Source organism: Verrucosispora sp. TAA-831, assembly GCF_050780145.1.
GTDB lineage: Bacteria > Actinomycetota > Actinomycetes > Mycobacteriales > Micromonosporaceae > Micromonospora.
The window spans coordinates 4,868,759-4,895,345 of the sequence record NZ_CP192240.1; the positions used below are offsets into that span (position 1 = coordinate 4,868,759).

A 26,587-nucleotide genomic window follows, 5' to 3' on the forward strand; every position below is an offset into this window, starting at 1 on the left:
CGCGACGGCGGGCGGCTCACACCGTCCGCCGTCGCGAGCGACCGGGGCGCGCGTCGCCCCGGACACCCACCGCGCGCACGACGGCGCCCGGAGTCCCCGGCCAACAGCCGGGCTCCGGGCGCCGTGTCGTCAGCTCAGACGTTGAAGCCGAGCGAGCGGAGCTGGTCACGCCCCTCGTCGGTGATCTTGTCCGGCCCCCACGGCGGCAACCAGACCCAGTTGATCCGGATGTCGCCGACCAGGCCGCCCCCCGGACCGGTGGTCAGCGCCTGGCGGGCCTGGTCCTCGATCACGTCGGTCAGCGGGCAGGCCGCCGAGGTCAACGTCATGTCCAGGGTCGCGATGTTGTCGTCGTCGACGTGCACGCCGTACACCAGACCCAGGTCGACCACGTTGATGCCCAACTCCGGATCGACGACGTCCTTCATCGCCTCCTCGATGTCGGCGACGGCGGCCTTGCCGCCGGTCGCCGCGACCGGCGAGGCAGCCTCGGTGGCCACGGCCCCGTTCTCCGGCGTGCTGGTTTCCTCGGTCATGCCTTCACCTCCGTCGGGCTCGCGCCCACACCGGCGCGTGCCGCGGCGTCCTTGAACGCCATCCACGGCAACAGCGCGCACTTGACCCGGGCGGGATAGCGGGCGACACCCTCGAACGCCACCCCGTCGCCGAGTACCTCCTCGTCCGCCGTGACCTGGCCACGGCTGGACAACAGCGCCACGAACGCCTCGTGCACCTCGAACGCCGCCGCCGTGTCCCGACCGGTCAGCAACTCGTGCAGCACGCTCGCCGACGCCTGGCTGATCGAACAGCCCATGCCGTCGTACGACACGTCGTGCAGCACGGTGCCGTCGGTGGCCACCCGGACGGTCACCTCGTCGCCGCAGGTCGGGTTGACGTGGTGCGCCTCGCCGACCTGCGCCGCCGGGTCGGCGGCGTCCCGCAGGCCACGGCCGTGCGGGTGCTTGTAGTGATCCAGGATGATCTCCTGGTAGAGCGACTCAAGCTGCATCGGGCCGACCTCCCGTCGAGTCGCCGGACGTCGCCCGGCTCATCGGAACACCGTCCGCACCTGTTCCAGACCCGCCACCAGGGCGTCGATCTCCTCGGTGGTGGTGTAGAGGTAGAACGAGGCCCGCGTGGTCGCCGGGACCCCGAAGCGCCGGCAGACCGGGCGGGCGCAGTGGTGACCCACCCGCACCTGCACACCGAGCGAGTCGAGCACCTGCCCCACGTCGTGCGGGTGCACGTCGGCCAGGGCGAACGAGATCGTGCCACCCCGACCCACCGGCACCTCCGGACCGAAGATCCGCAGGCCCGGCACGGTCGCCAGAGCGTCCAACGCGTACGCGGTGAGCTGCTTCTCGTGCCACTGGATCGCCCGCATACCGAGGCCGGTCAGGTAGTCCACCGCGGCACCGAGCGCGACCGCCTCGGCGATCGGCGGAGTACCCGCCTCGAACCGGGCCGGCGGCGGCGCGTACGTCGAGCCGTCCATCGACACCGTCTCGATCATCGAGCCACCGCCGAAGACCGGCGGCATCGCCGCCAGCAGCTCGGCCCGCCCCCACAGCACCCCGATGCCGGTCGGACCGCACATCTTGTGCCCGGTGAAGACGATGAAGTCGGCGTCCAGGTCGACCACGTCGATCGGCATGTGCGGCACCGACTGCGAGCAGTCCAGCAGCAACAGCGCACCCACCTCGCGCACCCGTGCGGTGATCCGCGAGGTGGCGTTGACCGTGCCGAGGATGTTGGACATGTGCACCAGCGAGACGATCTTCGTCCGCTCGTTGACCAGGTCCGTCAGCCCCGACTCGTCCAGCCGGCCGTTGTCGGTGACCGGGAACCAGCGCAACGTCGCGCCGGTCCGCTCGCAGAGCAACTGCCACGGCACGATGTTCGAGTGGTGCTCCATCTCGGAGATCACCACCTCGTCACCGGGCCCGAGCCGGAACCGCGGGTCGCCGTCGGCGCGCAGCGAGGCGTTGGAGAAGGCGTACGCGACGATGTTGATCGCCTCGGTGGAGTTCTTGGTGAACACCACCTCGTCCGCGCTCGGCGCGTTGACGAACGCGGCGATCCTCGCCCGGGCCCCCTCGTACGCCTCGGTGGCCTCGGTGCCCAGGGTGTGCACCGACCGGGACACGTTGGCGTTGTGCCGACGGTAGTGCTCGTCCAGCACAGCGAGCACCTGACGCGGCTTGTGCGAGGTGTTGGCGCTGTCCAGGTAGACCAGCGGATGCCCGTTGACCTCCCGATCGAGGATCGGGAAGTCGGCACGTACCGCCGCCACGTCGTAGCCGGGCACGTCGTCGTACTGCGGCATCCCGGACGGGATCGCGATGGTGGTCATCGTCGTGACCGGCCCTTCCCTCGGCTCAGGCCCGCGCCGACCCGGCTCCGGCGACGTACCGCTCGTAGCCCTCTTCCTCGAGCTTGTCGGCCAGCTCCGGGCCGCCTTCCTCGACGATCCGGCCGGCCACGAAGACGTGCACGTAGTCGGGCTTGATGTAGCGCAGGATGCGGGTGTAGTGGGTGATCAGCAGCAGGCCGGTGTCACCGGTGTCGCGGACCCGGTTGACGCCCTCGCTGACCACGCGAAGCGCGTCCACGTCGAGGCCGGAGTCGGTCTCGTCCAGGATGGCGATCTTCGGCTTGAGCAGTTCGAGCTGCACGATCTCGTGCCGCTTCTTCTCACCGCCGGAGAAGCCCTCGTTGACGTTGCGCTGGGCGAAGGCCGGGTCCATGTGCAGGCGCTCCATGGCGCCCCGCAGCTCGCCGCCCCAGGTACGCAGCTTCGGCGCCTCGCCGTCCAGCGCGGTCTTGGCGGTCCGCAGGAAGTTCGCCACCGACACACCGGGCACCTCGACCGGGTACTGCATGGCGAGGAACAGACCGGCACGGGCCCGCTCGTCGACGGAGAGCTCCAGCACGTCGACGCCGTCGAGGGTGACCGACCCGCCGGTGATCTCGTACTTCGGGTGACCCGCGATCGAGTACGCCAGGGTCGACTTGCCGGAGCCGTTCGGGCCCATGATCGCGTGCGTCTCACCGGAGCGCACGGTCAGGTCGACACCGGCCAGGATCGGCTTGAGCTCACCCTCGGGCAGCTTGACCGACACCTGCAGGTCACGGATCTCCAAGGTGCTCATTATCGGGTCACTCCATTACTCGGCGTCAGGCTGACGTAGATGTCGCCGTCGCGGACTTCGACGGGATAGACGGGTACGGGTTCGGTCGCCGGCAGCCCGCTCGGCTCGCCGGTACGCAGGTCGAAGCGGGAGCCGTGCAGCCAGCACTCCAGGGTGCAGCCGGACACCTCCCCCTCGGAGAGGGCCACCGCGGCGTGCGAGCACTCGTCGTGCACGGCGTAGAACACGTCGTCCTCGGCGTGCACGAGCGCGATCGCGGTGCCGTCGATGTCGGCGCTGACCGCGGTGCCCTTCGGCACGTCCTCGACGGCGCAGACACGGATCATCAGGCGCCGGCCTTGGTCAGGCGGGCCTCGATGGTCGCCCCGAGCCGCTCGCGCAGCTCCTCGACCGGGATCTTGTTGAGCAGCTCGGCGAAGAAGCCGCGCACCACCAGGCGGCGGGCCTCGGCCTCCGGGATGCCCCGGGCCATCAGGTAGAACAACTGCTCGTCGTCGAAGCGGCCGGTGGCGCTGGCGTGCCCGGCACCCGCGATCTCGCCGGTCTCGATCTCCAGGTTCGGCACGGAGTCGGCCCGGGCGCCGTCGGTGAGCAGCAGGTTCCGGTTGATCTCGTACGTGTCGGTGCCGGTCGCCTCGGCGCGGATCAGCACGTCGCCGACCCAGACCGTCCGGGCGCTCTCGCCCTGCAACGCGCCCCGGTAGCCGACGTAGCTGCGGCAGTCCGGCACGGTGTGGTCGACGAGCTGGCGGTGCTCCAGGTGCTGGCCCGAGTCGGCGAAGTAGACGCCGTACAACTCGGCCTCGCCACCCCGGTCGGTGTACTCGACGGTGGTGAACTGGCGCACCAGGTCGCCGCCGAGCGTGGCCTGGACGTGCACCACACGGGCGTCCCGGCCCAGCTTCACCTTGAGGTGCTGCGCCTGCACCGCGTCGTCGGCCCAGTCGGAGACGGTGACCAGGGTCAGCTTCGCGCCGTCGGCCACGGTCACCTCGACGTTGTCGGCCAGCGTCGCCGAACCGACGTGCTCCAGCACCAGGGTCGCCTCGGCGAAGCGCTCCACCTGCACGACCGTGTGCCCGAAGGCCACGCCGTCGGCGCTCTCGCCGACCACCCGCACGGTCACCGGCCCGGCCGGTACGGCCTCCCGGGCGACCCGCACCAGCAGCGCCTGCCCGGCACCGCCGTACGCCAGCGCGCTGACCCGGTCGAACGGGGTCAGCACGCTGCCGACCCGCTCGTCGTCCCGGTCGACGCGCTGCACCGTCACGCCCTCGGGCAGGTCGGCGTACTCGTGCCGGACCGTGCCGGTCGCGGTGCGGTCGTCACCGACCAGCCCGCGCAACCGCTTGAGCGGGGTGAAACGCCATTCCTCCTCCAGGCCGGTCAGGGCCGGGAAGTCGGCGACGTCGTACGAGCGCAGCGCCTGCGACTTGGTGCTCGGCGGCGGCGCGGAAGCCTGGGTAGTCATCTCGTCCTTGGTCTGTTCTCACGACGACGGTCTGTGGTGCGAGGGTGGCGGGCCGACGCGAGCCGGCCCGCCGGTGGGCGGGTCAGCCGACCGCGCCCTCCATCTGCAACTCGATCAGGCGGTTGAGCTCCAGGGCGTACTCCATCGGCAGTTCCTTGGCGATCGGCTCGATGAAGCCGCGCACGATCATCGCCATCGCCTCGTCCTCGCTCAGGCCCCGGCTCATCAGGTAGAAGAGCTGGTCCTCGCTGACCTTGGAGACGGTCGCCTCGTGCCCCATCGACACGTCGTCCTCGCGGATGTCGACGTACGGGTAGGTGTCGGAGCGGGAGATGGTGTCCACCAGCAGGGCGTCGCACTTGACCGTGCTGGCGCTGCTGTGCGAGCCCTCCAGGACCTGCACCAGGCCCCGGTAGGAGGTCCGGCCGCCGCCCCGGGCGATGGACTTCGACACGATCGTGCTGCTGGTGTGCGGCGCGGCGTGCACCATCTTGGCACCGGCGTCCTGGTGCTGACCCTCGCCGGCCATCGCCACCGAGAGCACCTCGCCCTTGGCGTGCTCGCCGGTCATGTAGACCGCCGGGTACTTCATGGTCACCTTGGAGCCGATGTTGCCGTCGATCCACTCCATGGTCGCGCCCTCGTGGCACACCGCGCGCTTGGTGACCAGGTTGTAGACGTTGTTCGACCAGTTCTGGATGGTCGTGTAGCGGCACCGGGCGTTCTTCTTGACGATGATCTCCACCACGGCGCTGTGCAGCGAGTCCGAGGAGTAGATCGGCGCGGTGCAGCCCTCGACGTAGTGCACGTACGCGCCCTCGTCGACGATGATCAGCGTCCGCTCGAACTGGCCCATGTTCTCGGTGTTGATCCGGAAGTACGCCTGCAGCGGGATCTCCACGTGCACGCCCTTCGGCACGTAGATGAACGAGCCGCCGGACCAGACGGAGGTGTTCAGGGCGGCGAACTTGTTGTCGCCGACCGGGATCACCGTGCCGAAGTACTCCTTGAAGACGTCCTCGTGCTCCTTGAGGGCGGTGTCGGTGTCCAGGAAGAGGACACCCTGCTCCTCCAGGTCCTCGCGGATCTTGTGGTAGACCACCTCGGACTCGTACTGGGCGGCCACACCGGCGACGAGGCGCTGCTTCTCCGCCTCCGGGATGCCCAGCTTGTCGTAGGTGTTCTTGATGTCCTCCGGCAGGTCCTCCCAGCTCGCGGCCTGCTTCTCGGTGGAACGCACGAAGTACTTGATGTTGTCGAAGTCGATCCCGGTGAGGTCGGCGCCCCAGGCCGGCATCGGCTTGCGCCCGAACAGCCGCAGGCCCTTGAGCCGCAGGTCGAGCATCCACGCCGGCTCGTTCTTCTTGGCCGAGATGTCCCGCACCACCGCCTCGCTGAGGCCACGCTGGGCGACCGCCCCGGCGACGTCCGGGTCGGCCCAGCCGTACTCGTAGTTGCCCAGGGCGGCGAGCTGCTCCTCCTGGGTCAGGGGCTGGACGATCTGCTCGGTCATCTATCTGTCCTCACAGTGGTGACGGTCTTACCGGACTGGGCAGGCGACGAACCCGGAATGTGCGTGGTGCACACCCCGTCGCCGTGCGCGATGGTGGCCAGGCGCTGCACGTGGGTGCCGACCAGGCGAGAGATCACCGTGGTCTCGGCCTCGCACAACGCAGGGAACTCGGCGGCCACGTGCGCCACCGGGCAGTGGTGCTGGCAGAGCTGGCCGCCGGAAGCGATCGTGGACGCACTGGCAGCGTATCCCTCGGCGGTCAACGCCGCGGCGAGTGCCTCGGCACGCGCCATCGGATCGTCCCCGGCGTCGCTCAGGGCGGCCCGACAGCGTGCCTCCAACGCGGCCACCTGCTCGGCGGCGAAGTCCTCCACCGCGCGGGAGCCGCCGGTACGGGCGATCCACCGCAGCGCCGCGGTGGCCATGTTGTCGTAGTGGTGGGTGCCGCAGCGGCTCCGGGCCGCGTCGGTCAGCAGGAACACCTTGGCCGGGCGTCCCCGACCACGGTGACCGCGTACGGTCTGCTCGCGGGCCACCACGTCACCGTCGGCGAGCATGGCGTCCAGGTGCCGGCGGATCGCCGCCGGGCTGAGCCCCAGCGCGTCGCCGAGCTGGGCGGCGGTGGCGGCGCGACGCTCCAGCAGCAACTGGGTGACCCGGTCCCGGGTCGACAGGTCGGCGGCGGGCGCATCCGGGGCGGACGACACCGGGCCACCGGCGGCCGAACCGGCTGCCGGCGGGTGCCCGGGGAGCCCTGCCGCCTTTTTCACAACGCCCACGTTACGTAATTCGCCAGGCGCCTGCAAACGCGGGGTCCGGTGATCCGAACCACCGAGCGGGCGGAGTCACCCGATCGGCGTCAACTACGGTGCGTAGGATTCGCTTCGTGAAGCGACCCGCCCGATTCTCGGTCTCCACCACCCTGCTGCGCCGACTCGCGTACGCCAACATCGTCGCGAACACGGTGATCGTCGTCACCGGCGGGGCGGTCCGGCTCACCGCCTCGGGCCTCGGCTGCCCCACCTGGCCCCGGTGCACCGACGACTCGTACACCACCACCGCCGAGATGGGCGTGCACGGGGTGATCGAGTTCGGCAACCGGTTGCTCACCTTCGCGCTGGTGTTCATCGCGGGCGCCACGCTGCTGGCCGTGCTGGCACACCGGCCGCGCCGCCGGGGCACGGTGCCGCTGGCCCTGGGCGTGGTGCTCGGCATCGTGGCGCAGGCGGTGATCGGCGGGATCACCGTCCGCACCCAGTTGCACCCCTCGGTGGTCGGCATCCACTTCGTGGTCTCGATGGTGCTGCTGCTCGTCGCGTACGCCCTCTGGCGGCGGGTGCGCGAGCCGGACGGGCCGACGGTGCCGGTGGTGCCCTCCGCGCTGCGGACGCTGACCTGGCTGACCGTGCTGGCCAGTGCCGCGGTGATCGTGGTCGGGGTGGCCGTCACCGGCAGCGGCCCGCACGCGGGCGACGCGAACGCCGTCCGCAACGGCCTCGACCCGCAGACCGTCTCCCAGGTACACGCCGACCTGGTCTTCCTGCTGATCGGCCTGACCGTCGGCCTCTGGTTGGCGCTACGCGCGGTCGGCGCGCCGGCCCGCGCCGTACGGGCCGCCGGAGTGCTGCTCGCGGTCGAGCTGGCCCAGGGTGTGATCGGCCTCGTGCAGTACCTGACCAACCTGCCGGTGCTGCTGGTCGGCGCGCACATGCTCGGGTCCTGCCTGGTCTGGCTCTGCACGCTGGCGGTGCTCTGGTCGATCCGGGAACGCCGCCCGGTCGGCCCGGCACCGGACGAGAGGTCCGCGGCGGCCGAGCAGCCGGTAGCCGCGCACGCCTGAGAAGACACCCGCGGGCCCCGGCCGGTGCGACACCGGCCGGAACGGGAACGATCAGCCCATCCGGGCGAGGATCGCGTCCGCGAGGCGGTCGGCGGCACCGTCGGCGTGCCCGAGGAACAGCAACGGCTCGGTCAGCTCCAGCTCCACCAGCACCGGCGCCCCGTCCGAGCCGGGGATCAGGTCCACCCGGGCGTAGAGCAGGCGCTCCGGTCCGCCGGGCACGGCCGCGAGCGTCCGCTGCGCCACCGCGAGCTCATCGGCACCGGCGGTGCGTGCGGCGATCTCCTCGGCCCGGTACAGGCCGCCCACGCCGAGGTCCGGCCCGGCGAGCATCGGTCCCTTACGGATGGCGTGACTGAACGTCGGCCCGTCCGGACCGGCGAAGTAGAGCAGCGCGGTCTCGCCGGCCGAGTCCACCGCGCTCAGGTACGGCTGGATCATGGCGACCCGGCCGGCCGCGCCCAGCCGACGTACGTGGGCCACGGCGAGGTCGCGGTGTTCCGGGTCGGCCAGGTCGTAGCGGCCGGTGTCCTGGCTGCCCGCGCTGACCGAGGGCTTGACGACGTACTCGCCGGTGTCGGCCGGTGGTCGCCACTGCTCGCCGGGGGCCACCCAGGCGGTGGGGACCGTCGGCACACCGGCGGCGGACAGTTCGTCGAGGTAGCGCTTGTCGGTGTTCCAGCGCACCACGTCGGCCGGATTGGCCAGTCGGGGGACCCGGGTCGCCCAGGCGACGAACTCGTCGCGGCGGGATATGTAGTCCCACGGCGAGCGGAGCATCGCCAGGTCGTAGCCGGACCAGTCGACGGCCGGGTCGTCCCAGACGACCGGCTCGGCGGTGACCCCGCGGTCGGCGAGCGGGCCGATCACGAGGCGGTCGTCCGGCTCCAGGTCGGCCAGTTCGGTACAGGTGACGAGAGCGACCCGGGGTTTCCCCCGGGTCGACTGGTGGTGGTTAGTCAATCTATCTCTATCTATCTGTAGTGCGGCTTGTCTAGCGGGCCATGGTGCGGCGGGCCATCGAACGCCAGAGGTCGTTGCTGGGCCGCATCTGGTCCATCAACTCCCGCTCCCAGGCGTTCTCCACGGCGACACCAGCCGCCGCGCACGCCTCCCGGGCGACCCCGGTGTCCTCCGCGAACTGGTCGCCCCACGCACCGTCCGAACCCACCAGGACGATCCGCGCCCCACGCTTGCCGACGTACTCGATGACCGCCTTCGCCCCGCCGTGCCCGGCGGCGAACGACTTGATACCCGCGACCAGCCCGCTCGGGGCCACGCCGGAGGCGGTCTGATCAGCCGTCAGCGTCGTATCGGAACCATCTGCCATAACGCGAAGCCTAAGCAGAGATGCAAGCGAAAGGGCGAGAACAGGGAAGCTTTTGTGATACCGATTACCTGCTGGTTTAAGACCCCCACCAGGAGTTTTGACCGAATTTATCCGGTCGAATCACCCTAATCGGCGCCGCAGAGCGCCATCAATGCCATCAGGCAAGGTCGGATCAGACCGATCATGCGGTGGGTGTCAATAGTGCGACAAAGCAGACAAACGACATTCGTTCGTCGCAGGCCGATTGTTAGGAAGGGACCCTTCCTATACGCGAGACGGTAGGAAGGTGCCCTTCCTTGCGTCAGATCAGGGCGTCGAGCGCGGCGGCGGCGAAGACGATGGTCAGGTACGTGGTGGACCAGTGGAACAGCCGCATCGGCTTGACCGGCTCACCCCGGCTGGCCCGACCGGCCAGCTTGTGCGCCTCGACCAGGAAGATCGCGCCCACCACCAGCGTCGGCACGCCGTAGACCGCGCTCAGGCCCAGCGCCCAGACGGACAGCGAGGTGAGCACCGTGAGCCAGGCGAACAGGATGATCTCCGTGTTGACCCGCCGCACCGACGCCACCACCGGCAGCATCGGGATACCGGCCCGGGCGTAGTCGTCCTTGTACTTCATCGCCAGCGGGTAGAAGTGCGGCATCTGCCAGAAGAAGACCACCGCGAACAGCGCCCAGGCGATCGGCGACAGCGATCCGGTCACCGCCGCCCAGCCGATCAGCACCGGCGCCGCCCCGCACGCGCCGCCCCAGAACGTGTTCGCCGCCGTGGTCCGCTTCAACCAGAGCGTGTAGACCACGTCGTAGTAGACGATGGCGGCCAGCGTCAGACCGGCGGCGAGCAGGTTGGTGAACGCCGCCATCAGCGCCACCGAGACCACCGCCAGCACCAGACCGAAGACCAGCGCGTTACGCGGCGTCACCGTGTGCGCCGGCAGCGGACGACGCTTGGTACGCCGCATCACCTGGTCGATGTCCCGGTCGATGTAGCAGTTCAGGACGCTGGCCGCACCGGCGGCGAGCGACCCGCCCACCAGCACCACCGCGACCAGCCACAACGACGGCATCCCGCCCTGCGCGAGCATCATCGCCGGCACCGTGGTGACCAGCAGCAACTCCACGATCCGCGGCTTGGTCAGCGTCACGTACGCCGCCACCACCGCCCGCAGGTCGCGGGAGCGGACCGGCACCTCCTCCGTCGCGCGCACCGGCGTCTGCCCGGCAGGGTTGCTGACGGGGCGCTCGGTGATCATGCTCACGGATTGCCACCTTCCGGCTTCGGCAGGGGAGGTCACGGCGGCGGGGACCCGCCCGGGGTCCACACACCGCCCCACACACTACGCGTTGTCGTTTTGGCTGCCCGGGCGACCCGGTAACGGTGCGGGCCGTCACACCCGCGACTGAACCGCTGGGCGGAACGGAAACGTACAGACCAGCATGCTGAGATCCTCGGGCGCACGTTTAGTGGCGCTCGATAGGGTCACCTGTGAGGGTTCCGCCCATCTCGCCGAGGAGCACAAACCACCGTGGCTGCCAACCGACCTGCGCACCCCGCACTTGACTGGTCCGACCTCGACCGCCGTGCCGTGGACACCGTCCGCGTCCTGGCCATAGATGCCGTGGAGAAATCCGGCAATGGCCACCCGGGCACCGCGATGAGTCTCGCCCCTGCGGCGTACCTGCTGTTCAACCGGGTGATGCGTCACAACCCCGCCGACCCGAACTGGCCCGGCCGGGACCGCTTCGTACTCTCCGCCGGTCACTCCAGCCTGACGCTCTACATCCAGCTCTTCCTCGCCGGCTACCCGCTGAGCCTGGACGACCTCAGGTCACTGCGGCAGTGGGGCTCGCTCACACCGGGTCACCCCGAGCACGGGCACACCCCGGGTGTCGAGACCACCACCGGCCCGCTCGGACAGGGCCTGGGCAACGCCGTCGGCATGGCCATGGCGGCGCGCCGGGAGCGCGGCCTGTTCGACCCGGAGGCCGAGGCGGGTGAGTCGGTCTTCGACCACCACATCTGGTGCATCGCCTCCGACGGCGACATCGAGGAGGGCATCACCCACGAGGCCAGCGCGCTGGCCGGGCACCAGCAACTGGGCAACCTCTGCGTGGTCTACGACGACAACGAGATCTCGATCGAGGACGACACCCGGATCGCGTTGAGCGAGGACGTCGCGGCCCGCTACGAGGCGTACGGCTGGCACGTGCAGACGGTCGACTGGCGTACCGGCGACGCCGACCAGGGCGACTACCACGAGAACGTCGACGAGCTGTACCAGGCGCTGCTGGCCGCCAAGGCCGAGACCGGTCGCCCGTCGTTCGTCCGGCTGCGCACCATCATCGGCTGGCCCGCACCGAACAAGCAGAACACCGGCAAGATCCACGGCTCGGCGCTGGGCGCCGACGAGGTGGCCGCCACCAAGGAGATCCTCGGCTTCGACCCGGCCGGCACGTTCGAGGTCACCGAGGAGGTGCTCGCCCACACCCGTGGCACGCTGGGTCGTGGCGACGCCGCCCAGCAGGAGTGGAGCACCGCCTTCGGCACCTGGTCCGAGGCCAACCCGGAGCGCCGCGCGCTGTACGACCGGCTGGCCGGGCGGATCCTGCCCGACGGCTGGGCCGAGGCGCTGCCGGAGTTCCCCGCCGATGCCAAGGGCGTCGCCACCCGGGCCGCCTCCGGCAAGGTGCTCGCCGCGCTCGCGCCGGTGCTGCCCGAGCTCTGGGGCGGCTCCGCCGACCTGGCGGAGAGCAACAACACCACGATGAAGGGCGAGCCCTCCTTCGTGCCCAGCCAGTTCGCGACGAAGGAGTTCCCCGGCCACGAGTACGGCCGGACGCTGCACTTCGGCATCCGCGAGCACGCCATGGGCGCCATCCTCAACGGCATCGCCCTGCACGGCGGCACCCGCCCGTACGGCGGCACGTTCCTGGTGTTCAGCGACTACATGCGTCCCGCCGTGCGGCTCGCCGCGCTGATGAAGCTGCCGGTGGTCTACGTCTGGACGCACGACTCGATCGGTCTCGGCGAGGACGGTCCGACCCACCAGCCGGTGGAGCACCTGACCGCGCTGCGGGCCATCCCCGGCCTGGACGTGGTCCGGCCGGCCGACGCCAACGAGACGGCGTGGGCGTGGCGGCAGGCGCTGGAGCACACCGACCGGCCGACCGCGCTGGCGCTGAGCCGGCAGGCGCTGCCCACGCTGGACCGGACGCAGCTCGGCGGGGCCGAGGGCACCGCCAAGGGCGGCTACGTGCTGGCCGAGGCGTCCAACGGCAAGCCTCAGGTGATCATCGTCGGCACCGGTTCCGAGGTGCAGCTCTGCCTGACCGCCCGGGAACGGCTGGAGGCCGACGGCACCCCCACCCGGGTCGTCTCGATGCCCTGCCAGGAGTGGTTCTTCGCGCAGGACGAGGCCTACCGGGAGTCGGTGCTGCCACGCGGGGTAAAGGCCCGGGTGAGCGTGGAGGCGGGCATCGCGATGTCGTGGCAGGCCATCGTCGGCGACTGCGGCGAGAGCGTCAGCCTGGAGCACTACGGCGCGAGCGCCCCGCACTCCGTGCTCTTCGAGCAGTTCGGCTTCACCCCCGACCGGATCGTCGCCGCCGCGCACGCGGCGCTGACCCGGGTCGGTGACATCACCGGTTTCACGACCGGCAACTGAGGGGAGCGCGTGAATGACGACCGACAGGCTGGGTGAGCTCTCCGCCGCGCAGGTGGCGGTGTGGCTCGACGACCTTTCCCGGGTACGACTGAGCTCCGGCGGGCTCGACCAGCTCCGCCGGGACAAGCACGTGGTCGGGGTGACCACCAACCCGACGATCTTCGCGAAGGCGTTGAGCGACGCCGACGAGTACGACTGGCAGCTTCGTGACCTGGCCACCCGGGGTGTCGAGGTGGAAGAGGCCGTCCGCATGCTCACCACGTACGACGTGCGGTGGGCCTGCGACGTCATGCGCCCGTCGTACGACGCCAGCGGCGGCGTCGACGGTCGGGTGTCCATCGAGGTGGACCCGCGCCTCGCCCACGAGAGCGCGAAGACGGTCGCCGAGGCCAAGGCGCTCTGGTGGCTGGTCGACCGGCCCAACCTGTTCATCAAGATCCCGGCGACCGAGGCCGGTCTGCCGGCGATCACCGCCGCGCTCGCCGAGGGGATCAGCGTCAACGTGACGCTGATCTTCGGCCTGGACCGCTACTCGCAGGTGATGGAGGCGTTCCTCGCCGGCCTGGAGCAGGCCAAGGCCAACGGGCACGACCTGTCCACGATCACGTCGGTGGCCTCGTTCTTCGTCTCCCGGGTCGACAGCGAGGTGGACAAGCGACTGGAGAAGGTCGGCACGGAGCAGGCCAAGGCCCTGCGCGGCAAGGCGGCCGTGGCCAACGCCCGACTGGCCTACGAGCGGTACGCCGAGGTCTTCTCCAGCGACCGGTGGCAGGCGCTCGCCGCTGCGGGGGCGCACCCGCAGCGTCCGCTGTGGGCCTCCACCTCGACGAAGAACCCGGACTACCGGGACGTCATCTACGTCGAGGAGCTGATCGCGCCGGGCACGGTCAACACCATGCCGGAGTCGGTCATCCACGCCTACGCCGAGCACGGGGAGACCCGGCCGGACACCGTCACCGGCGCGTACGACGACGCCCGGCAGGTCTTCGCCGACCTCGGTGCGGTCGGTGTCGACCTGGCCGACGTGATCGACACGCTGGAGCGGGAGGGCGTCGAGAAGTTCGAGGCGAGCTGGGGCGAACTGCTCGACGGCGTCCGTAAGTCGCTCGCCGCCGCCGGGCAGGGCAGCGGCCACCCGAGCGACGCCGCTCACGACAACGCCGACGCCGCCGCGCGTGCCGGAGGCAATGCGTGACCCTGCGACCAGACGTCTCCCACGCCGCCGCCCCATCCGGGTGGCGGCGTGGGTGACCTGCTGGCCGCACCCGCCGAGTCGGCGGGAGGTCTCACCGTGCACGGCGCACAGGCCGTGGACGGCAGCACGCCGACCTCGACCCGGCAGGCCCTGGTCGACGCCGACGTGCCGGCCCGGCTGGCCGCCCAGGACCCACCCCTGTGGGACCTCTCGGCGGCCGGCCGGCCCGGCCACGGGGTGGAGCTGCTCCCCCGCCTCGCCGAACTGACGGCGGAACTGGCCGACCTCGACCACGTGGTGCTGCTCGGCACGGGCGGCACCCCGCTCGCCGCCGAGGCCGTCGCCCGCACCACCGGTCATCCGCTGACCGTGCTCGACACCACCGACCCCGGCCGGGTCCGGGCCACCCTGGACGACCGACTGGCCCGCACCGTCGTGGTCCTGACCGGTGCCGCCGAGGCGACGCCGGAGGTGGACGACCACCGACGCGCCTACCGGCAGGCGTTCCTCGACTCGGGGCTGAGCGAGGCCGAGGCGGGCCGGCACTTCGTGGTGGTCACCGAGCCGGGTTCGCCGCTGGCGGACGCCGCCGCGCAGTGGCAGGCGATGACCGTCCCCGCCGACCCGCCGGTGTGCGGACGGTCCTCGGCGTTGAGCGCGTACGGACTGGTGCCCTGCGCGCTGGCCGGTGTCCCGGTGGCCGACCTGCTCGACCAGGCCGACGCGTTCGCGGAGTCGCTGCCGCTCCCGCGGGACAACCCCGCCCTGGCGCTCGGCGCCGCGCTGGCCGCCGCCGCGACGACGGGACGGGACACGGTCGCGCTGGTCGGCGACGGCACCGGCGTCGAAGGGCTGGGCGACTGGGTCGAGCACCTGCTCGCCGCAGCCACCGGCAAGGACGGTCAGGGCATCCTGCCGGTGGTGGTCGACTCCCCGGACGACCCCGGCCTGACCGGGCCGGACGTCCTCACCGTCGGCTACGGCGGCGCGCTCGCCGCCGGGGCGCTGCCCGCCGGTGGCGTCCGACCCGACGTGACGGTCAACGGCCCGCTCGGCGCCCACTTCCTGGCCTGGGAGTACGCCGCCGCCGTCGCCGCGAGCGTGCTCGGCGTCGACCCGTTCGACCGGCCCGACGCCACCGGGTCCGCCCGGCACACCGAGGCGGCGCTGGCCGACCCGACGCCGCTGCCGACACCGTCGTCCACCACCGACGCGATCGAGGTGTACGCCTCGCCCGGCACCCCGGACGACCTGCCCGACGCCCTGCGCCACCTGCTGACCGGCCTCGGCGACCACGACTACCTGGCGGTCACCGCCTACCTCGACCCGCACGCCGAGGCCGACGCCGCACGGCTGCGCCCGCTGCTGGCCGCGCTGACCCGACGACCGGTCACCTTCGGTTGGGGACCCCGCTACCTGCACTCCACCGGGCAATACCACAAGAGTGGTCCGCAGGCGGGTAGCTTTCTTCAGATAACCGGTACGGTCAGAGTTGATCTGCCGGTGCCCGGTAAGCCGTACACCTTCGGGGAACGACAGGCGGCGCAGGCCGCCGGCGACCGGCGCGCCCTGGCCGGTCGTGGACGCCCGCTGCTGCACCTGCACCTGACCGAGCGGTCGGCGGGCCTGGCCCGGTTGATCGACGCGGTCGGGTCGCTGCGGGCATGACGATGGACGACGTGGACGAGCGGAGCGAGGAGGCGGCGTGAACCCGCTGCGCGACCCGCAGGACCGGCGGCTGCCGCGGATCCCGGAGCCCTGCGCTCTGGTGATCTTCGGAGTCACCGGTGACCTGGCCCAGAAGAAGCTGCTGCCCGCGGTCTACGACCTCGCCAACCGGGGGCTGCTGCCGCCCGGTTTCGTGGTCGTCGGCTTCGCCCGGCGGGACTGGCGCGACGGCGACTTCGCGTCGCTGGCCCGCGAGGCGGCCAAGACACACTCCCGCACCCCGTGGCGGGAGGAAGTCTGGTCGCGGCTGGAACACAACATCAAGTTCGTCGGTGGCTCCTTCGACGACGACACCGCGTTCGACAACCTCGCCTCCTGCCTGGAGGGGCTGCGCGACAGCCACGGCATCCACGGCAACGCGGCGTTCTACTTCTCCATCCCCCCGGCCGCCTTCCCGGTGGTGCTCAAGCAACTCGCCCGCACCGGCATGGCCGACAACGAGAAGTGCGGCGGCTGGCGGCGGGTCGTGGTGGAGAAGCCGTTCGGGCACGACCTGCCCTCGGCCAAGGCGCTCAACGACCTGGTCGACGACGTGTTCACCCGACAGGACGTCTTCCGCATCGACCACTACCTGGGCAAGGAGACGGTCCAGAACATCCTCGCGCTGCGGTTCGCGAACAGCCTCTTCGAGCCACTGTGGAACTCGCAGTACGTCGACTCGGTGCAGATCACCATGGCCGAGGACGTCGGCATCGGCTCCCGGGCCGGCTTCTACGACTCCGTCGGCACCGCCCGCGACGTGCTCCAGAACCACCTGCTGCAACTGCTCGCCCTGGTCGCGATGGAGGAGCCGACCAGCTTCGACGCCGACGAGATCCGGGCCGAGAAGCTGAAGGTGCTCAAGGCGATCACCCTGCCCCGTGACGTCGCCGACGGCACCGTACGCGGGCAGTATCTGCCCGGCTGGGTCGGCGGCCAGCGGGCCAAGGGGTACCTGGAGGAGGACGGCGTCCCGCAGAACTCGACCACCGAGACGTACGTGGCGGTGCGGCTGGGCATCCAGAACCGCCGCTGGGCCGAGGTGCCGTTCTACATCCGGGCCGCCAAGCGGCTGCCCCGACGGGTCACCGAGGTCGCGGTGATGTTCAAGCGGGCCCCGCACCTGCCGTTCACCCCGGCCGACATGGAGATGCTCGGCAACAACCAGCTCGTCATCCGGGTCCAACCGGACGAGGGCGTGGTGCTCAAGTTCGGTTCCAAGGTGCCGGGGACCACGATGGAGGTCCGCGACATCGCGATGGACTTCCAGTACGGCGAGGCGTTCACCGAGTCCAGTCCCGAGGCGTACGAGCGTCTGGTCCTGGACGTGCTGATCGGGGACCGGACGCTGTTCCCGGACGCCGCCGAGGTCGAACAGAGCTGGGCGGTGGTGGACCCGCTGGTGGCGGCCTGGGAGGGCACCAAGCCCGAGCCGTACCGGGCCGGCGAGTGGGGTCCCCGGGCCGCCGACGAGATGCTGGCCCGCGAAGGCCGCGCCTGGCGGCGGGCGTGATCGGGCACCGCGAGCGAACCAGGAGGCTCCGTTGATCGGATTGTGGGACACCACCGGCAACGAGGTGGTGAAGGCGCTCGCCGCCGAACGACGCAGTGCCGGTGGTGTGGCCAGCGGCATGGCCCTGACCCTGATCGTGGTGGTGGACGAGAAGCGGGTCCGCGAGGCCGAGGCGGCGGCCACCATCGCCGCCGCCGCGCACCCGTGCCGGCTGCTCGTGGTGGTCCGCTCCGACGTCGACCGGGACCGTAACCGCCTCGACGCGGAGATCGTCGTCGGCGGCCGGTTGGGCCCGTGCGAGGCCGTGGTGATGCGGATGTACGGCCGCCTCGCGCTGCACGCCGAGTCCGTCGTGATGCCGCTGCTGGTGCCGGACGTACCGGTCGTCACCTGGTGGCACGGGGAGCCGCCGGACGAGATCGCCACCGACTTCCTCGGTGTGGTCGCCGACCGGCGGATCACCGACTCCGCCCAGGCCGCCGACCCGATCGAGGCGCTGCGGCTGCGGGCCCGCGACTACGCCCCCGGCGACACCGACCTCGCCTGGACCCGGATCACCCCGTGGCGCACCCTGGTCGCCGGTGCCTTCGACACCACCGAAGCGCAGCTCACCGAGGCGGCGGTGGTCGCGCCGCCGACCGATCCGACCGCCGCGCTGATGCGTGGCTGGCTACGCAGCCGGCTGGGCATCAAGCCGCGCTGGGAGCGGACCAAGGGGTTCCCCCGGATGCGCGAGGTGCAACTGCGCTGCGCCAACGGCGACGAGTTGACGCTGACCCGGGACGACAGCATGGCCGTCTTCCGGCGTACCGGTCAGGAGGACCGGGTGCTGCCGCTGGTGCGTCGCCCGCTCGGCGACGAACTCGCCGAGGAGTTGCGCCGGCTCGGCTCCGACCAGGTGTACGCCGAGGCGCTCGGCGCCTTCGCCGGGCTGACCAACCTGGACCGGCGCTCCGGCCAGCGGGTACACGTCTGGAAGGACCCGAGCACCGCGCAGCGCGCCGAGGCGGGCGTCACCGCGCACAACTCGACCAGCACCGGTTCCTGACCGTCCGGCCCGGAAACCCCACGACACCGACCGCCGTGCGGTCGCGGAAGGACAGCATGACTGAGGCGAGTGTCGCCGTACACGCCGACGCGGATCTGCTCGCGCAGGCGGTCGCGGCGCGGTTGGTGGTGAAGCTGCTCGACGCGCAGGCCGAACGGGGCCAGGCGGCGGTGGTCCTCACCGGCGGGCGGATCGCGGCGGCGGTCTACCGGGCGGTCGGCACCCTGCCGGCCAAGGACGCGGTGGACTGGTCCCGGGTGGACTTCTGGTGGGGCGACGAGCGGTTCCTGCCGGCCGGCGACCCGGACCGCAACGAGACGCAGGCGCGCGCGGCGCTGCTCGACGCGCTGCCGATCGACCCGGACCGGGTCCACCCGATGCCGCCGTCGGACGCGGGCGCCGACCCGGAGGAGGCCGCCGCCCTCTACGCGGCCGAGCTGGCCCGGGCCGCCCGACCCGGTACCGCCGTCCTGCCCCACTTCGACGTGCTGATGCTCGGTGTGGGCGAGGACGGGCACGTCGCCTCGGTCTTCCCCGAGCACCCGGTGCACTACGAGAGCCGTCCGGTCAGCGCGGTGCGGGGCAGCCCCAAGCCGCCGCCGGTGCGGATCACCCTGACCCTGCCGACCATCAACACCGCCGAGGAGGTCTGGTTGGTGGCCGGTGGATCCGACAAGGCCCAGGCGGTCGGCATGGCGCTGGCCGGTGCCGGGCCGGTGCAGGTGCCGGCGGCCGGCGTCCAGGGCACCAGCCGCACGCTCTGGCTGCTGGACCGCGCGGCTGCCGCCGACCTCCCGGCCCGCTTCCGCAGCCTGCGCTGACGCTGACGCGACGTCGCGCTGCCGCGATGTAAGGAAGGGTCCCCTGCTAACGCCTGATGCATAGCAGGGGACCCTTCCTTACATCCGACCGCGTGCTCGGCCCCGCCGGACTCGGTGGGCGCCGGGATTCAGCGGGTGCCGCGTCGGCGGCGCAGCGCCGCGAGGGCCTCGGCGAGGATCGCCTCCCCCTCCGCCTCGGTCCGCCGCTCCTTCACGTACGCCAGGTGGCTCTTGTAGGGCTCGGCCCGCACCCGGCCGGGCGGGTCGTGGGCGTCCGGACCGGCCGGTAGACCACAACGCGGGCAGTCCCAGGTGGGTGGGGCCACCACCTCGGCCGCCAGACGGATGTCGGTGCGGTGCCCGTTACGGCACCAGTAGCTCACCGACCGGCACGGAACCGGCTTATGGCGTTCGGGATGGCGTGGGGGCGCGGACCCGACCCGGGCGCCCCGGATGAATTGGCCGTTCGACACGGCGCTCGCTCCTGTCGTCGGAGGGGACCGCCGTCGAGGGGTGGACGGCGGGCGACGCGGTGCAGCGGGTGAAACGGACTGCGCGCGGCCCGTCGAGTGACGGACCGCGCGCAGATTGTACGACTGGAGTGGCCGCTCAGACCCCCGTGCCGACTTCGAGCCGGAGCCAGAGCCCGAGCCCGACGATGCAGGCGAACCACACGATGCCCACCAGGACGGTGTAGCGATCGAGGTTCTTCTCGGCCACCGACGACCCGGCCAGGCTGGAACTGACTCCACCGCCGAACATGCTGGACATCCCACCGCCCTTGCCCCGGTGCAGCAGAATCAGCAGGACGAGCAGCACGCTCGTGATGACCAGCAACACGATCAACGTGTAGGCGAACCAGATCGGCATGGCGGGGGTCAGTCCTCTCGTTACGATCCTCGCCCGGACAGGTCGGGCACGGCGGCACCGACCGGCGGACGGGCGGAGTCAAGGATAGCGAGCGATCAGCCGGTGATGTGCTCCGGGAACCGGCAGATCTTCGCGAACTCCTCGGCGTCGAGGCTGGCGCCACCCACCAGGGCACCGTCGACGTCCGGCTGCGCCATGATCGCGGCCACGTTCGACGACTTCACCGACCCGCCGTAGAGGACCCGGACCTGGTCGGCGGTGGCCTGGTCGAAGGTCTCGGCGAGCCGGGACCGCACCGCGCCGCACACCTCCTGGGCGTCCTCCGGGGTCGCCGTCTTGCCGGTGCCGATCGCCCAGACCGGCTCGTACGCGACGACGACCTTGGTGACCTGCTCGGCGGTGAGCCCCTTGAGGGCCGCGTCGAGCTGGTCGGCGCAGTGCGCCACGTGCCCGCCCTGCTCACGGACGTCCAGCCCCTCCCCCACGCAGAGGATCGGGGTGAGCCCGTTGGCCAGCGCGGCCTGCACCTTGGCGTTGACCAGCGCGTCGTCCTCGTCGTGGTAGGCACGCCGCTCGGAGTGGCCGATCACCACGTAGGTGCAACCCAGCTTCGCCAGCATCGACCCGGCGATCTCACCGGTGTACGCGCCGGAGGCGTGCGCCGAGAGGTCCTGCGCGCCGTAGCCGATGAGCAGCTTGTCGCCCTCCACCACGGTCTGCACCGTGCGCAGGTCGGTGAAGGGCGGCAGGACCACCGTCTCCACGTCGGTCAACTGCTTCTCGTTGAGGCTGGCCGCCAGCTTCTGCACCAGCAGGTTCGCCTCGAGGTGGTTGAGGTTCATCTTCCAGTTGCCGGCCATCAGCGGCCGGCGGGGAGCACTCGCCATCAGTCAGTTCTCCAGGGCCGCGATGCCGGGGAGGGTCTTGCCCTCCAGGTACTCCAGGGAGGCGCCACCGCCGGTGGAGATGTGGCCGAAGGACTTCTCGTCCAGGCCGAGCAACCGCACCGCCGCGGCCGAGTCGCCGCCACCGACCACGCTGAACGCCTCGGACTCGGCGATCGCCTCGGCGACCCCCCGGGTACCGCTCGCGAACGCGGCCATCTCGAACACGCCCATCGGGCCGTTCCAGAAGATCGTCCGGGTGCCGGTACGCAGCGCGGCGGCGAAACCGGCCACGGTCTCCGGCCCGATGTCGAGCCCGACCCGGTGGCTGGGGATGCCGTCGGCCGGCACCACGTCGTGCGCGGCGTCCGGGGCGAAGGCGTCCGCGGCCACCACGTCGACCGGGAGCATGATCTTGCCCGCGCCGCGCTCCAGCAGGTTGCGGCAGGTCTCGACCATGTCCTTCTCGAGCAGCGAGGTACCCACCTCGTGGCCCTGCGCCTTGAGGAACGTGAAGCACATACCGCCACCGATGAGCAACCGGTCCACGGTCGGCAGCAGCGCCTCGATCACGGCGAGCTTGTCGGAGACCTTGGAACCGCCCAGCACCACCACGTACGGCCGCTCGGGCGACCCGGTGAGCGTGGAGAGCACCTCCACCTCGCGCAGCACCAGGCGACCCGCGACGTGCGGCAGCCGCGCCGGCACGTCGTACACGCTGGCGTGCTTGCGGTGCACCGCACCGAACGCGTCGTCGACGTACGCGTCGCCCAGGGCGGCGAGCTGGTCGGCGAACGCGCCACGCTCGGCGTCGTCCTTGCTGGTCTCGCCCTTGTTGAAGCGGAGGTTCTCCAGCAGCGCCACCTCGCCGTCGGCGAGCGCCGCCACGGTGGCCTGGGCCGACTCGCCGACCGTGTCGGTGGCGAAGTGCACCGGCGCGCCGAGCAGCTCACCGAGCCGACCGGCGACCGGGGTGAGGCTGAACTGCGGATCCGGTGCGCCCTTCGGACGGCCCAGGTGGGAGCAGACGACCACCTTCGCGCCGGCCGAGACCAGCGCGCCCAGCGTCGGCAGCACCGCGCGGATACGACCGTCGTCCGTGATGGCCCCGGTCTGCTTGTCGAGCGGGACGTTCAGGTCGGCGCGCACCAGCACGCGCCGACCCGACACCCCCTCGGCGAGCAGGTCGTCGAGGTTGCGGATGCTCACAGCGACTTACCCACCAGCTTGACCAGGTCGACCAGACGGTTCGAGTAGCCCCACTCGTTGTCGTACCAGCCGACGACCTTGACCTGGTTGCCGATCACCTTGGTCAGCGGCGCGTCGAAGATGCAGGACGCCGGGTCGGTCACGATGTCGGCCGACACGATCGGGTCCTCGTTGTAGGTCAGGATGCCCTTGAGCGGACCGTCGGCGGCGGCCTTCAGCGCGGCGTTGACCTCGTCCACCGTGGTCTCCCGACCGACGGTCACGGTGAGGTCGGTGGCCGAGCCGGTGGGGATCGGCACCCGCAGCGCGTACCCGTCCAGCTTGCCCTTGAGCTCCGGCAGCACCAGGCCGATCGCCTTCGCGGCACCGGTCGAGGTCGGCACGATGTTCAGCGCGGCGGCCCGGGCCCGACGCAGGTCGGAGTGCGGCGCGTCCTGGAGGTTCTGGTCCTGGGTGTACGCGTGGATCGTGGTCATCAGACCCTGCTCGATGCCGAACGTGTCGTGCAGCACCTTCGCCATCGGCGCGAGGCAGTTGGTGGTGCAGGAGGCGTTCGAGATGATGGTGTGCTTGGCCGGGTCGTACTGGTCCTGGTTGACACCCATCACCACGGTGACGTCTTCGTTCTTGGCCGGCGCCGAGATGATGACCTTCTTGGCCCCGCCGTCGACGTGCGCCTTCGCCTTGGTGGCGTCGGTGAAGAACCCGGTCGACTCGATGACGACGTCGACGTTCAGGTCACCCCACGGCAGGGCGGCCGGGTCACGCTCGGCGTACGCCTTGATGGTCTTGCCGCCGACGGTGATCTCGTCGGCGGTGGCCTTGACCTCGTGCGGGAGGCGACCCAGAATGCTGTCGTACTTGAGCAGGTGAGCGAGCGTCGCGTTGTCGGTCAGGTCGTTGACGGCCACGACCTCGACGTCAGCGCCGGACGCCAGCACTGCCCGAAAGAAGTTACGGCCGATCCGGCCGAAGCCGTTGATGCCAACCCGGATGGTCACAGGTCCCATCTCCTCGCGTTCTGGTTCGCCGGCGTGGAGACCCTCGGCCGGCGAAGTGATGTGCGCCGACCGTTGGAGCCGGCCGTTGACGGTTCATCTCGGCCACCCCGCCGCGGTCCGAGGGACCTGACCGCCCCGAGGCGGTGGGTTCGGCGGGGAGCGCCGGTGCCGGCCCCCTTGCCGTACGCAGCGACCATATCCGAGCGCGGCGAGCCGTGCCGCGCCGGGTGGTTGCCCTCACCCGCACCGCCGGACGCCACACCGCCTCGACGACGCGCGGCGGCGAGGGCACGCCTCACCGGCCCGCCCGCGCCGGGACGACCCACCGTCCTATCAGACCACGAGCATGTCGGGCGTGACGGCCGCTTCGGTATCCGGGATGCCCAGGTCACGGGCCCGCTTGTCGGCCAGCGCCAGCAGCCGGCGGATCCGCCCGGCGATCGCGTCCTTGGTCAACGGCGGGTCGGCCAACGCGCCCAGCTCCTCCAGCGACGCCTGCCGGTGCTCCAGCCGCAGCCGGCCGGCCGAGGTCAGGTGCTCGGGCGCGTCCTCGGCGAGGATCTCCAGTGCCCGGGTCACCCGGGCGGCGGCAGCCACCGCCGCCCGCGCCGAACGCCGCAGGTTGGCGTCGTCGAAGTTTGCCAACCGGTTGGCGGTGGCGCGCACCTCGCGGCGGACCCGGCGCTCCTCCCAGGCCAGCACACTGGAGTGGGCGCCGACCCGGGTGAGCAGCGCGGCGATCGCGTCACCGTCCTTGACCACCACCCGGTCGACGCCGCGCACCTCCCGCTGCTTGGCGGTGATGCCGATCCGGCGAGCGGCGCCGACCAGCGCCAACGCCGACTCCGGCCCCGGGCAGGTGATCTCCAGGGCGCTGGAGCGACCCGGCTCGGTCAACGAACCGTGCGCCATGAAGGCACCCCGCCACGCGGACACCGCGCAGCAGACGTTGGCGGCCACCACGTGCGGCGGCAACCCCCGCACCGGTCGGCCCCGCACGTCCAGCAGGCCGGTCTGCCGGGCCAGGGCCTCGCCGTCCTTGACCACCCGGACGATGAAGTGGCTGCCCTTGCGCAGCCCGCCGGAGGCCAGCACGTGGATCTCGCTCGAGTACCCGTAGACCTCGGCGATCTCCCGCCGCAGCCGACGGGCCACCGCGCCGGTGTCGAGCTCCGCCTCCACCACCACCCGCCCGGAGACGATGTGCAGCCCACCGGCGAACCGCAGCAGCGCGGCCATCTCCGCCCGCCGGCAGCAGGGCTTGGGCACGTCGACCCGACTCAGCTCGTCCTTGACCGCAGCCGTCATCGCCATTGTGCGTCCCCTCACGGACCCGTTCCGGCGTGTCGCCGGAGATTACGTACGTGTCTAACGATCGGCGCCCAGTACGGGCACCAGGGCGGCGCCCAGGGCGGCCGGATCATGCCGGGGAGTGCCGTCATCGACCGCGACGGGAGCGAGGACCAGTCGGGCTCCCAGGGATTCTGCCGCACGGTCGACCGGCTCAGGAGCACCGACCGCCTTGGCGTCGGCGAGCACGACGTCGACCGTCAGCTCCGGCAGGTACCAGCGCAGCGCCGCCAGGTGATCGGCGACGGAGAGGCCGAGGGTCTCCTTCTCTGCGGCCAGGTTGAGGGTGACCAGGCGCCGGGCCGGGCTGGCCAGGATCGCCGCGGCCAACTGCGGCACCAGCAGGTGCGGCAGGACGCTGGTGTACCAGCTTCCCGGGCCGAAGATCAGCCAGTCGGCGGTACCGATCGCGGCGACCGCCTGCGGACACGCCGCCGGCGCCTGCGGGGTCAGTCGCACCGACTCGACCCGGCCCGTGGTGACCGCCACCTGGTGCTGGCCGCGTACCGTGCTCACCTCGTCCGGGCGGCCGGGGTCGGCGGCGCGTACCCGGGCCTCGATGTCGACCGGCTCACAGGACATCGGCAGCACCCGCCCGACCGCGCCGAGCATCGCCCCGGCGTGCTCCAGGGCCGCCACCGGGTCGCCGAGCTGCTCCATCAACCCGGCGATCACCAGGTTGCCGACCGCGTGCCCGCCCAGCCCGTCGCCCCGGCCGGGCAGACCCCGGGTCGCCGGTACGAAGCGGTGCTGGAACAGCCCGGCGCTGCGGCGGGTGGCCGGATGGTCGCCGGCCAGCGCGACCAGTGCCTGCCGCAGGTCACCGGGAGGCAGTCCGCCCCGCTCGGCGCGCAGCCGCCCGCTGGAGCCGCCGTCGTCGCCGACGGTCACCACCGCCGTGATGTCGAGGTCGAGTCCGGGGGCGCAGCGACGTAACGCCCGTAACGACACGGACAGCCCGTGCCCGCCCCCGAAGGCCACCACCCGGACCGTCATTCGCGCCCCAGATCCCGGTGCTGTGCGTTGGCGGCCAGCCCGGCACGACGCAACCGGGCCGCCAGTTCCTCGGCGATCGCCACACTGCGGTGCTTGCCGCCGGTGCAGCCGACCGCCACGGTCAGGTACCGCTTGCCCTCACGCTCGAAACCGGCGGTGGTGGCGCCGACCAGGTCCGCGTACCCGTCGACGAACGCGTCGGCACCCTCCTGGCTCAGCACGTACGCGCTGACCGCCTCCTCCCGACCGGTGTGCTCGCGCAGTTCCGGCACCCAGAACGGGTTGGGCAGGAACCGGGCGTCCATCACGAAGTCGGCGTCCGGCGGCAGGCCGTACTTGAAGCCGAACGAGATCACGGTCAGCCGCAGCCGCCGCGCGTCCTCCCCGCCGAACAGCTCCTCGATGCGTCGGCGGAGCTGGTTGACGTTGAGGTGGCTGGTGTCGATGATCACGTCGGCCTGGTCGCGGGCCTCCTCCAGCAGTCCCCGCTCGACGGCGATACCGTCGGCGAGCCGCCCGTCGCCCTGCAACGGATGCGAGCGCCGCACGCTCTCGAAACGCCGGATCAGCACCTCGTCGTCGGCGTCGACGAAGACCACCCGGGGGGCGTAGCCGCGCTCCTTCAACTCCCGGATCGCCTCGGCCAGGTCAGTGGAGAAGGCACGCGAACGAACGTCCAGCACCATCGCCGTACGCCGGGCGGCCCCACCGGCCTTCACCGCCAGCTCGGCCATGTCCAGCAGCAGCGCCTGCGGCAGGTTGTCCACCACGTAGAAGCCGACGTTCTCCAGGGCCCGGGCCACGGTGCTGCGCCCGCCACCGGAGAGGCCGGTGACCACGACCAGGGTGGTGTCCGTCTCGCCGGCCACCATCCCGGACTGCGCACCGGGTACGCCGCCGTGGTGACCGGTCGTGTGCGCCTCGCCCACCCATCAACCCCCAAGCCGTGGCGCCGCGGTCGGAGCCGACCGGGCATGGTCAAGCGCCGACTCTAGCTCGCCGGGCCCGACCCGCCGGAGCGCA

General features: G+C 71.4%; 26 protein-coding genes. 7 read left to right on the plus strand and 19 right to left on the minus strand.

The genetic code is table 11. From position 1 onward, the window contains the following. Positions 1-134: 134 nt before the first annotated feature. The 8 genes from ACQVFL_RS21535 to ACQVFL_RS21570 all read right to left on the minus strand — a co-directional run bounded on the left by ACQVFL_RS21535 (position 135) and on the right by ACQVFL_RS21570 (position 6,906). The gene (locus ACQVFL_RS21535; protein WP_396692820.1) at positions 135-536 is read right to left on the minus strand and encodes a metal-sulfur cluster assembly factor; all 402 of its coding nucleotides are present in this window, start codon (positions 534-536) and stop codon (positions 135-137) included. Beyond that, a complete protein-coding gene (sufU, locus tag ACQVFL_RS21540) occupies positions 533-1,009 on the minus strand; it encodes a Fe-S cluster assembly sulfur transfer protein SufU (protein ID WP_396692822.1) in 477 nt (158 codons plus the stop codon). Before sufU ends, ACQVFL_RS21535 begins: the two co-directional genes overlap by 4 nt. A gap of 39 nt (positions 1,010-1,048) precedes the next feature. Next, complete coding sequence (locus tag ACQVFL_RS21545; protein WP_396692824.1) at positions 1,049-2,353, minus strand: cysteine desulfurase; 1,305 nt, start codon at positions 2,351-2,353, stop codon at positions 1,049-1,051. A gap of 25 nt (positions 2,354-2,378) precedes the next feature. Further along, positions 2,379-3,152, minus strand: a complete 774-nt coding sequence (gene sufC / locus ACQVFL_RS21550; RefSeq protein WP_131054272.1) for a Fe-S cluster assembly ATPase SufC — start codon at positions 3,150-3,152, stop codon at positions 2,379-2,381. Then, on the minus strand, positions 3,152-3,478 hold the full coding sequence (locus ACQVFL_RS21555) for a non-heme iron oxygenase ferredoxin subunit (protein ID WP_396692827.1): 327 nt from the start codon (positions 3,476-3,478) through the stop codon (positions 3,152-3,154). The genes sufC and ACQVFL_RS21555 overlap by 1 nt, the downstream gene beginning before the upstream one ends. Further along, positions 3,478-4,623, minus strand: coding sequence for a Fe-S cluster assembly protein SufD (gene sufD / locus ACQVFL_RS21560; protein WP_431727475.1), 1,146 nt, complete (start codon positions 4,621-4,623; stop codon positions 3,478-3,480). The genes ACQVFL_RS21555 and sufD overlap by 1 nt, the downstream gene beginning before the upstream one ends. An 82-nt stretch (positions 4,624-4,705) precedes the next feature. Then, entirely contained in the window at positions 4,706-6,136 is a 1,431-nt protein-coding gene (gene sufB, locus ACQVFL_RS21565) for a Fe-S cluster assembly protein SufB (protein WP_117227176.1), read from the minus strand. Continuing rightward, the gene (locus ACQVFL_RS21570) at positions 6,133-6,906 is read right to left on the minus strand and encodes a helix-turn-helix transcriptional regulator (RefSeq protein ID WP_396692831.1); all 774 of its coding nucleotides are present in this window, start codon (positions 6,904-6,906) and stop codon (positions 6,133-6,135) included. The genes sufB and ACQVFL_RS21570 overlap by 4 nt, the downstream gene beginning before the upstream one ends. Positions 6,907-7,004: 98 nt before the next feature. Here ACQVFL_RS21570 and ACQVFL_RS21575 point away from each other — a divergent pair, with 98 nt between their 5' ends. Beyond that, the gene (locus tag ACQVFL_RS21575; RefSeq protein WP_396692833.1) at positions 7,005-7,976 is read left to right on the plus strand and encodes a heme A synthase; all 972 of its coding nucleotides are present in this window, start codon (positions 7,005-7,007) and stop codon (positions 7,974-7,976) included. A 51-nt stretch (positions 7,977-8,027) separates the two neighbouring features. Here ACQVFL_RS21575 and ACQVFL_RS21580 read toward each other — a convergent pair whose 3' ends face one another. From ACQVFL_RS21580 to ACQVFL_RS21590, 3 genes are all read right to left on the minus strand, one after another. Further along, entirely contained in the window at positions 8,028-8,939 is a 912-nt protein-coding gene (locus ACQVFL_RS21580) for an ATP-grasp domain-containing protein (RefSeq protein WP_431727476.1), read from the minus strand. A 31-nt stretch (positions 8,940-8,970) separates the two neighbouring features. Continuing rightward, complete coding sequence (locus ACQVFL_RS21585; RefSeq protein WP_117227172.1) at positions 8,971-9,306, minus strand: hypothetical protein; 336 nt, start codon at positions 9,304-9,306, stop codon at positions 8,971-8,973. A gap of 301 nt (positions 9,307-9,607) precedes the next feature. Beyond that, on the minus strand, positions 9,608-10,564 hold the full coding sequence (locus ACQVFL_RS21590; RefSeq protein WP_431727477.1) for a heme o synthase: 957 nt from the start codon (positions 10,562-10,564) through the stop codon (positions 9,608-9,610). Positions 10,565-10,831: 267 nt separating this feature from the next. On the opposite strand from ACQVFL_RS21590, the gene tkt reads away from it, so the two are divergent. From tkt to pgl, 6 genes are read left to right on the plus strand one after another with little or no spacing between them, the layout of a single operon-like run. After that, positions 10,832-12,970, plus strand: coding sequence for a transketolase (gene tkt, locus ACQVFL_RS21595; protein ID WP_396692841.1), 2,139 nt, complete (start codon positions 10,832-10,834; stop codon positions 12,968-12,970). A 13-nt stretch (positions 12,971-12,983) separates the two neighbouring features. Further along, positions 12,984-14,165, plus strand: coding sequence for a transaldolase (gene tal / locus ACQVFL_RS21600; protein ID WP_431727478.1), 1,182 nt, complete (start codon positions 12,984-12,986; stop codon positions 14,163-14,165). A 48-nt stretch (positions 14,166-14,213) separates the two neighbouring features. Then, complete coding sequence (locus tag ACQVFL_RS21605) at positions 14,214-15,833, plus strand: glucose-6-phosphate isomerase (protein ID WP_431727479.1); 1,620 nt, start codon at positions 14,214-14,216, stop codon at positions 15,831-15,833. 37 nt (positions 15,834-15,870) lie between these two features. Next, entirely contained in the window at positions 15,871-17,385 is a 1,515-nt protein-coding gene (gene zwf / locus ACQVFL_RS21610; RefSeq protein ID WP_431727480.1) for a glucose-6-phosphate dehydrogenase, read from the plus strand. 31 nt (positions 17,386-17,416) lie between these two features. Then, the gene (locus ACQVFL_RS21615; RefSeq protein WP_431727481.1) at positions 17,417-18,433 is read left to right on the plus strand and encodes a glucose-6-phosphate dehydrogenase assembly protein OpcA; all 1,017 of its coding nucleotides are present in this window, start codon (positions 17,417-17,419) and stop codon (positions 18,431-18,433) included. 56 nt (positions 18,434-18,489) lie between these two features. Beyond that, positions 18,490-19,254, plus strand: a complete 765-nt coding sequence (gene pgl / locus ACQVFL_RS21620) for a 6-phosphogluconolactonase (protein ID WP_396692851.1) — start codon at positions 18,490-18,492, stop codon at positions 19,252-19,254. A gap of 128 nt (positions 19,255-19,382) precedes the next feature. Here the strand turns inward: pgl and ACQVFL_RS21625 are convergent, their stop codons facing one another. The 8 genes from ACQVFL_RS21625 to rapZ all read right to left on the minus strand — a co-directional run bounded on the left by ACQVFL_RS21625 (position 19,383) and on the right by rapZ (position 26,436). Continuing rightward, a complete protein-coding gene (locus tag ACQVFL_RS21625; RefSeq protein ID WP_431727482.1) occupies positions 19,383-19,727 on the minus strand; it encodes an RNA polymerase-binding protein RbpA in 345 nt (114 codons plus the stop codon). A gap of 136 nt (positions 19,728-19,863) precedes the next feature. Beyond that, complete coding sequence (gene secG, locus ACQVFL_RS21630) at positions 19,864-20,124, minus strand: preprotein translocase subunit SecG (protein WP_131052175.1); 261 nt, start codon at positions 20,122-20,124, stop codon at positions 19,864-19,866. 95 nt (positions 20,125-20,219) lie between these two features. Further along, a complete protein-coding gene (gene tpiA / locus ACQVFL_RS21635) occupies positions 20,220-21,011 on the minus strand; it encodes a triose-phosphate isomerase (protein WP_131052176.1) in 792 nt (263 codons plus the stop codon). 3 nt (positions 21,012-21,014) lie between these two features. Then, complete coding sequence (locus ACQVFL_RS21640) at positions 21,015-22,217, minus strand: phosphoglycerate kinase (protein WP_431727483.1); 1,203 nt, start codon at positions 22,215-22,217, stop codon at positions 21,015-21,017. After that, positions 22,214-23,218 carry a type I glyceraldehyde-3-phosphate dehydrogenase gene (gap, locus tag ACQVFL_RS21645; protein ID WP_396692858.1) on the minus strand — a complete coding sequence of 335 codons (1,005 nt, stop codon included), beginning with the start codon at positions 23,216-23,218 and terminating at the stop codon, positions 22,214-22,216. The genes ACQVFL_RS21640 and gap overlap by 4 nt, the downstream gene beginning before the upstream one ends. A gap of 333 nt (positions 23,219-23,551) precedes the next feature. After that, complete coding sequence (gene whiA, locus ACQVFL_RS21650; RefSeq protein WP_131052178.1) at positions 23,552-24,532, minus strand: DNA-binding protein WhiA; 981 nt, start codon at positions 24,530-24,532, stop codon at positions 23,552-23,554. A 54-nt stretch (positions 24,533-24,586) separates the two neighbouring features. Continuing rightward, a complete protein-coding gene (locus tag ACQVFL_RS21655; protein ID WP_396692860.1) occupies positions 24,587-25,564 on the minus strand; it encodes a uridine diphosphate-N-acetylglucosamine-binding protein YvcK in 978 nt (325 codons plus the stop codon). Continuing rightward, positions 25,561-26,436 carry an RNase adapter RapZ gene (gene rapZ / locus ACQVFL_RS21660; RefSeq protein WP_396693498.1) on the minus strand — a complete coding sequence of 292 codons (876 nt, stop codon included), beginning with the start codon at positions 26,434-26,436 and terminating at the stop codon, positions 25,561-25,563. Before rapZ ends, ACQVFL_RS21655 begins: the two co-directional genes overlap by 4 nt. Between the last annotated feature and the right edge of the window lie 151 nt (positions 26,437-26,587).

What these genes read in the sequence shown, in the direction of transcription:
- ACQVFL_RS21535 (WP_396692820.1), bottom strand. Translation starts at nt 536, where the DNA reads ATGACCGAGGAAACCAGCACGCCGGAGAACGGGGCCGTGGCCACCGAG.
- sufU (WP_396692822.1), bottom strand. Translation starts at nt 1,009, where the DNA reads ATGCAGCTTGAGTCGCTCTACCAGGAGATCATCCTGGATCACTACAAG.
- ACQVFL_RS21545 (WP_396692824.1), bottom strand. Translation starts at nt 2,353, where the DNA reads ATGACCACCATCGCGATCCCGTCCGGGATGCCGCAGTACGACGACGTG.
- sufC (WP_131054272.1), bottom strand. Translation starts at nt 3,152, where the DNA reads ATGAGCACCTTGGAGATCCGTGACCTGCAGGTGTCGGTCAAGCTGCCC.
- ACQVFL_RS21555 (WP_396692827.1), bottom strand. Translation starts at nt 3,478, where the DNA reads ATGATCCGTGTCTGCGCCGTCGAGGACGTGCCGAAGGGCACCGCGGTC.
- sufD (WP_431727475.1), bottom strand. Translation starts at nt 4,623, where the DNA reads ATGACTACCCAGGCTTCCGCGCCGCCGCCGAGCACCAAGTCGCAGGCG.
- sufB (WP_117227176.1), bottom strand. Translation starts at nt 6,136, where the DNA reads ATGACCGAGCAGATCGTCCAGCCCCTGACCCAGGAGGAGCAGCTCGCC.
- ACQVFL_RS21585 (WP_117227172.1), bottom strand. Translation starts at nt 9,306, where the DNA reads ATGGCAGATGGTTCCGATACGACGCTGACGGCTGATCAGACCGCCTCC.
- tal (WP_431727478.1), top strand. Translation starts at nt 12,984, where the DNA reads ATGACGACCGACAGGCTGGGTGAGCTCTCCGCCGCGCAGGTGGCGGTG.
- pgl (WP_396692851.1), top strand. Translation starts at nt 18,490, where the DNA reads ATGACTGAGGCGAGTGTCGCCGTACACGCCGACGCGGATCTGCTCGCG.
- secG (WP_131052175.1), bottom strand. Translation starts at nt 20,124, where the DNA reads ATGCCGATCTGGTTCGCCTACACGTTGATCGTGTTGCTGGTCATCACG.
- tpiA (WP_131052176.1), bottom strand. Translation starts at nt 21,011, where the DNA reads ATGGCGAGTGCTCCCCGCCGGCCGCTGATGGCCGGCAACTGGAAGATG.
- whiA (WP_131052178.1), bottom strand. Translation starts at nt 24,532, where the DNA reads ATGGCGATGACGGCTGCGGTCAAGGACGAGCTGAGTCGGGTCGACGTG.
- ACQVFL_RS21655 (WP_396692860.1), bottom strand. Translation starts at nt 25,564, where the DNA reads ATGACGGTCCGGGTGGTGGCCTTCGGGGGCGGGCACGGGCTGTCCGTG.
- rapZ (WP_396693498.1), bottom strand. Translation starts at nt 26,436, where the DNA reads ATGGTGGCCGGCGAGACGGACACCACCCTGGTCGTGGTCACCGGCCTC.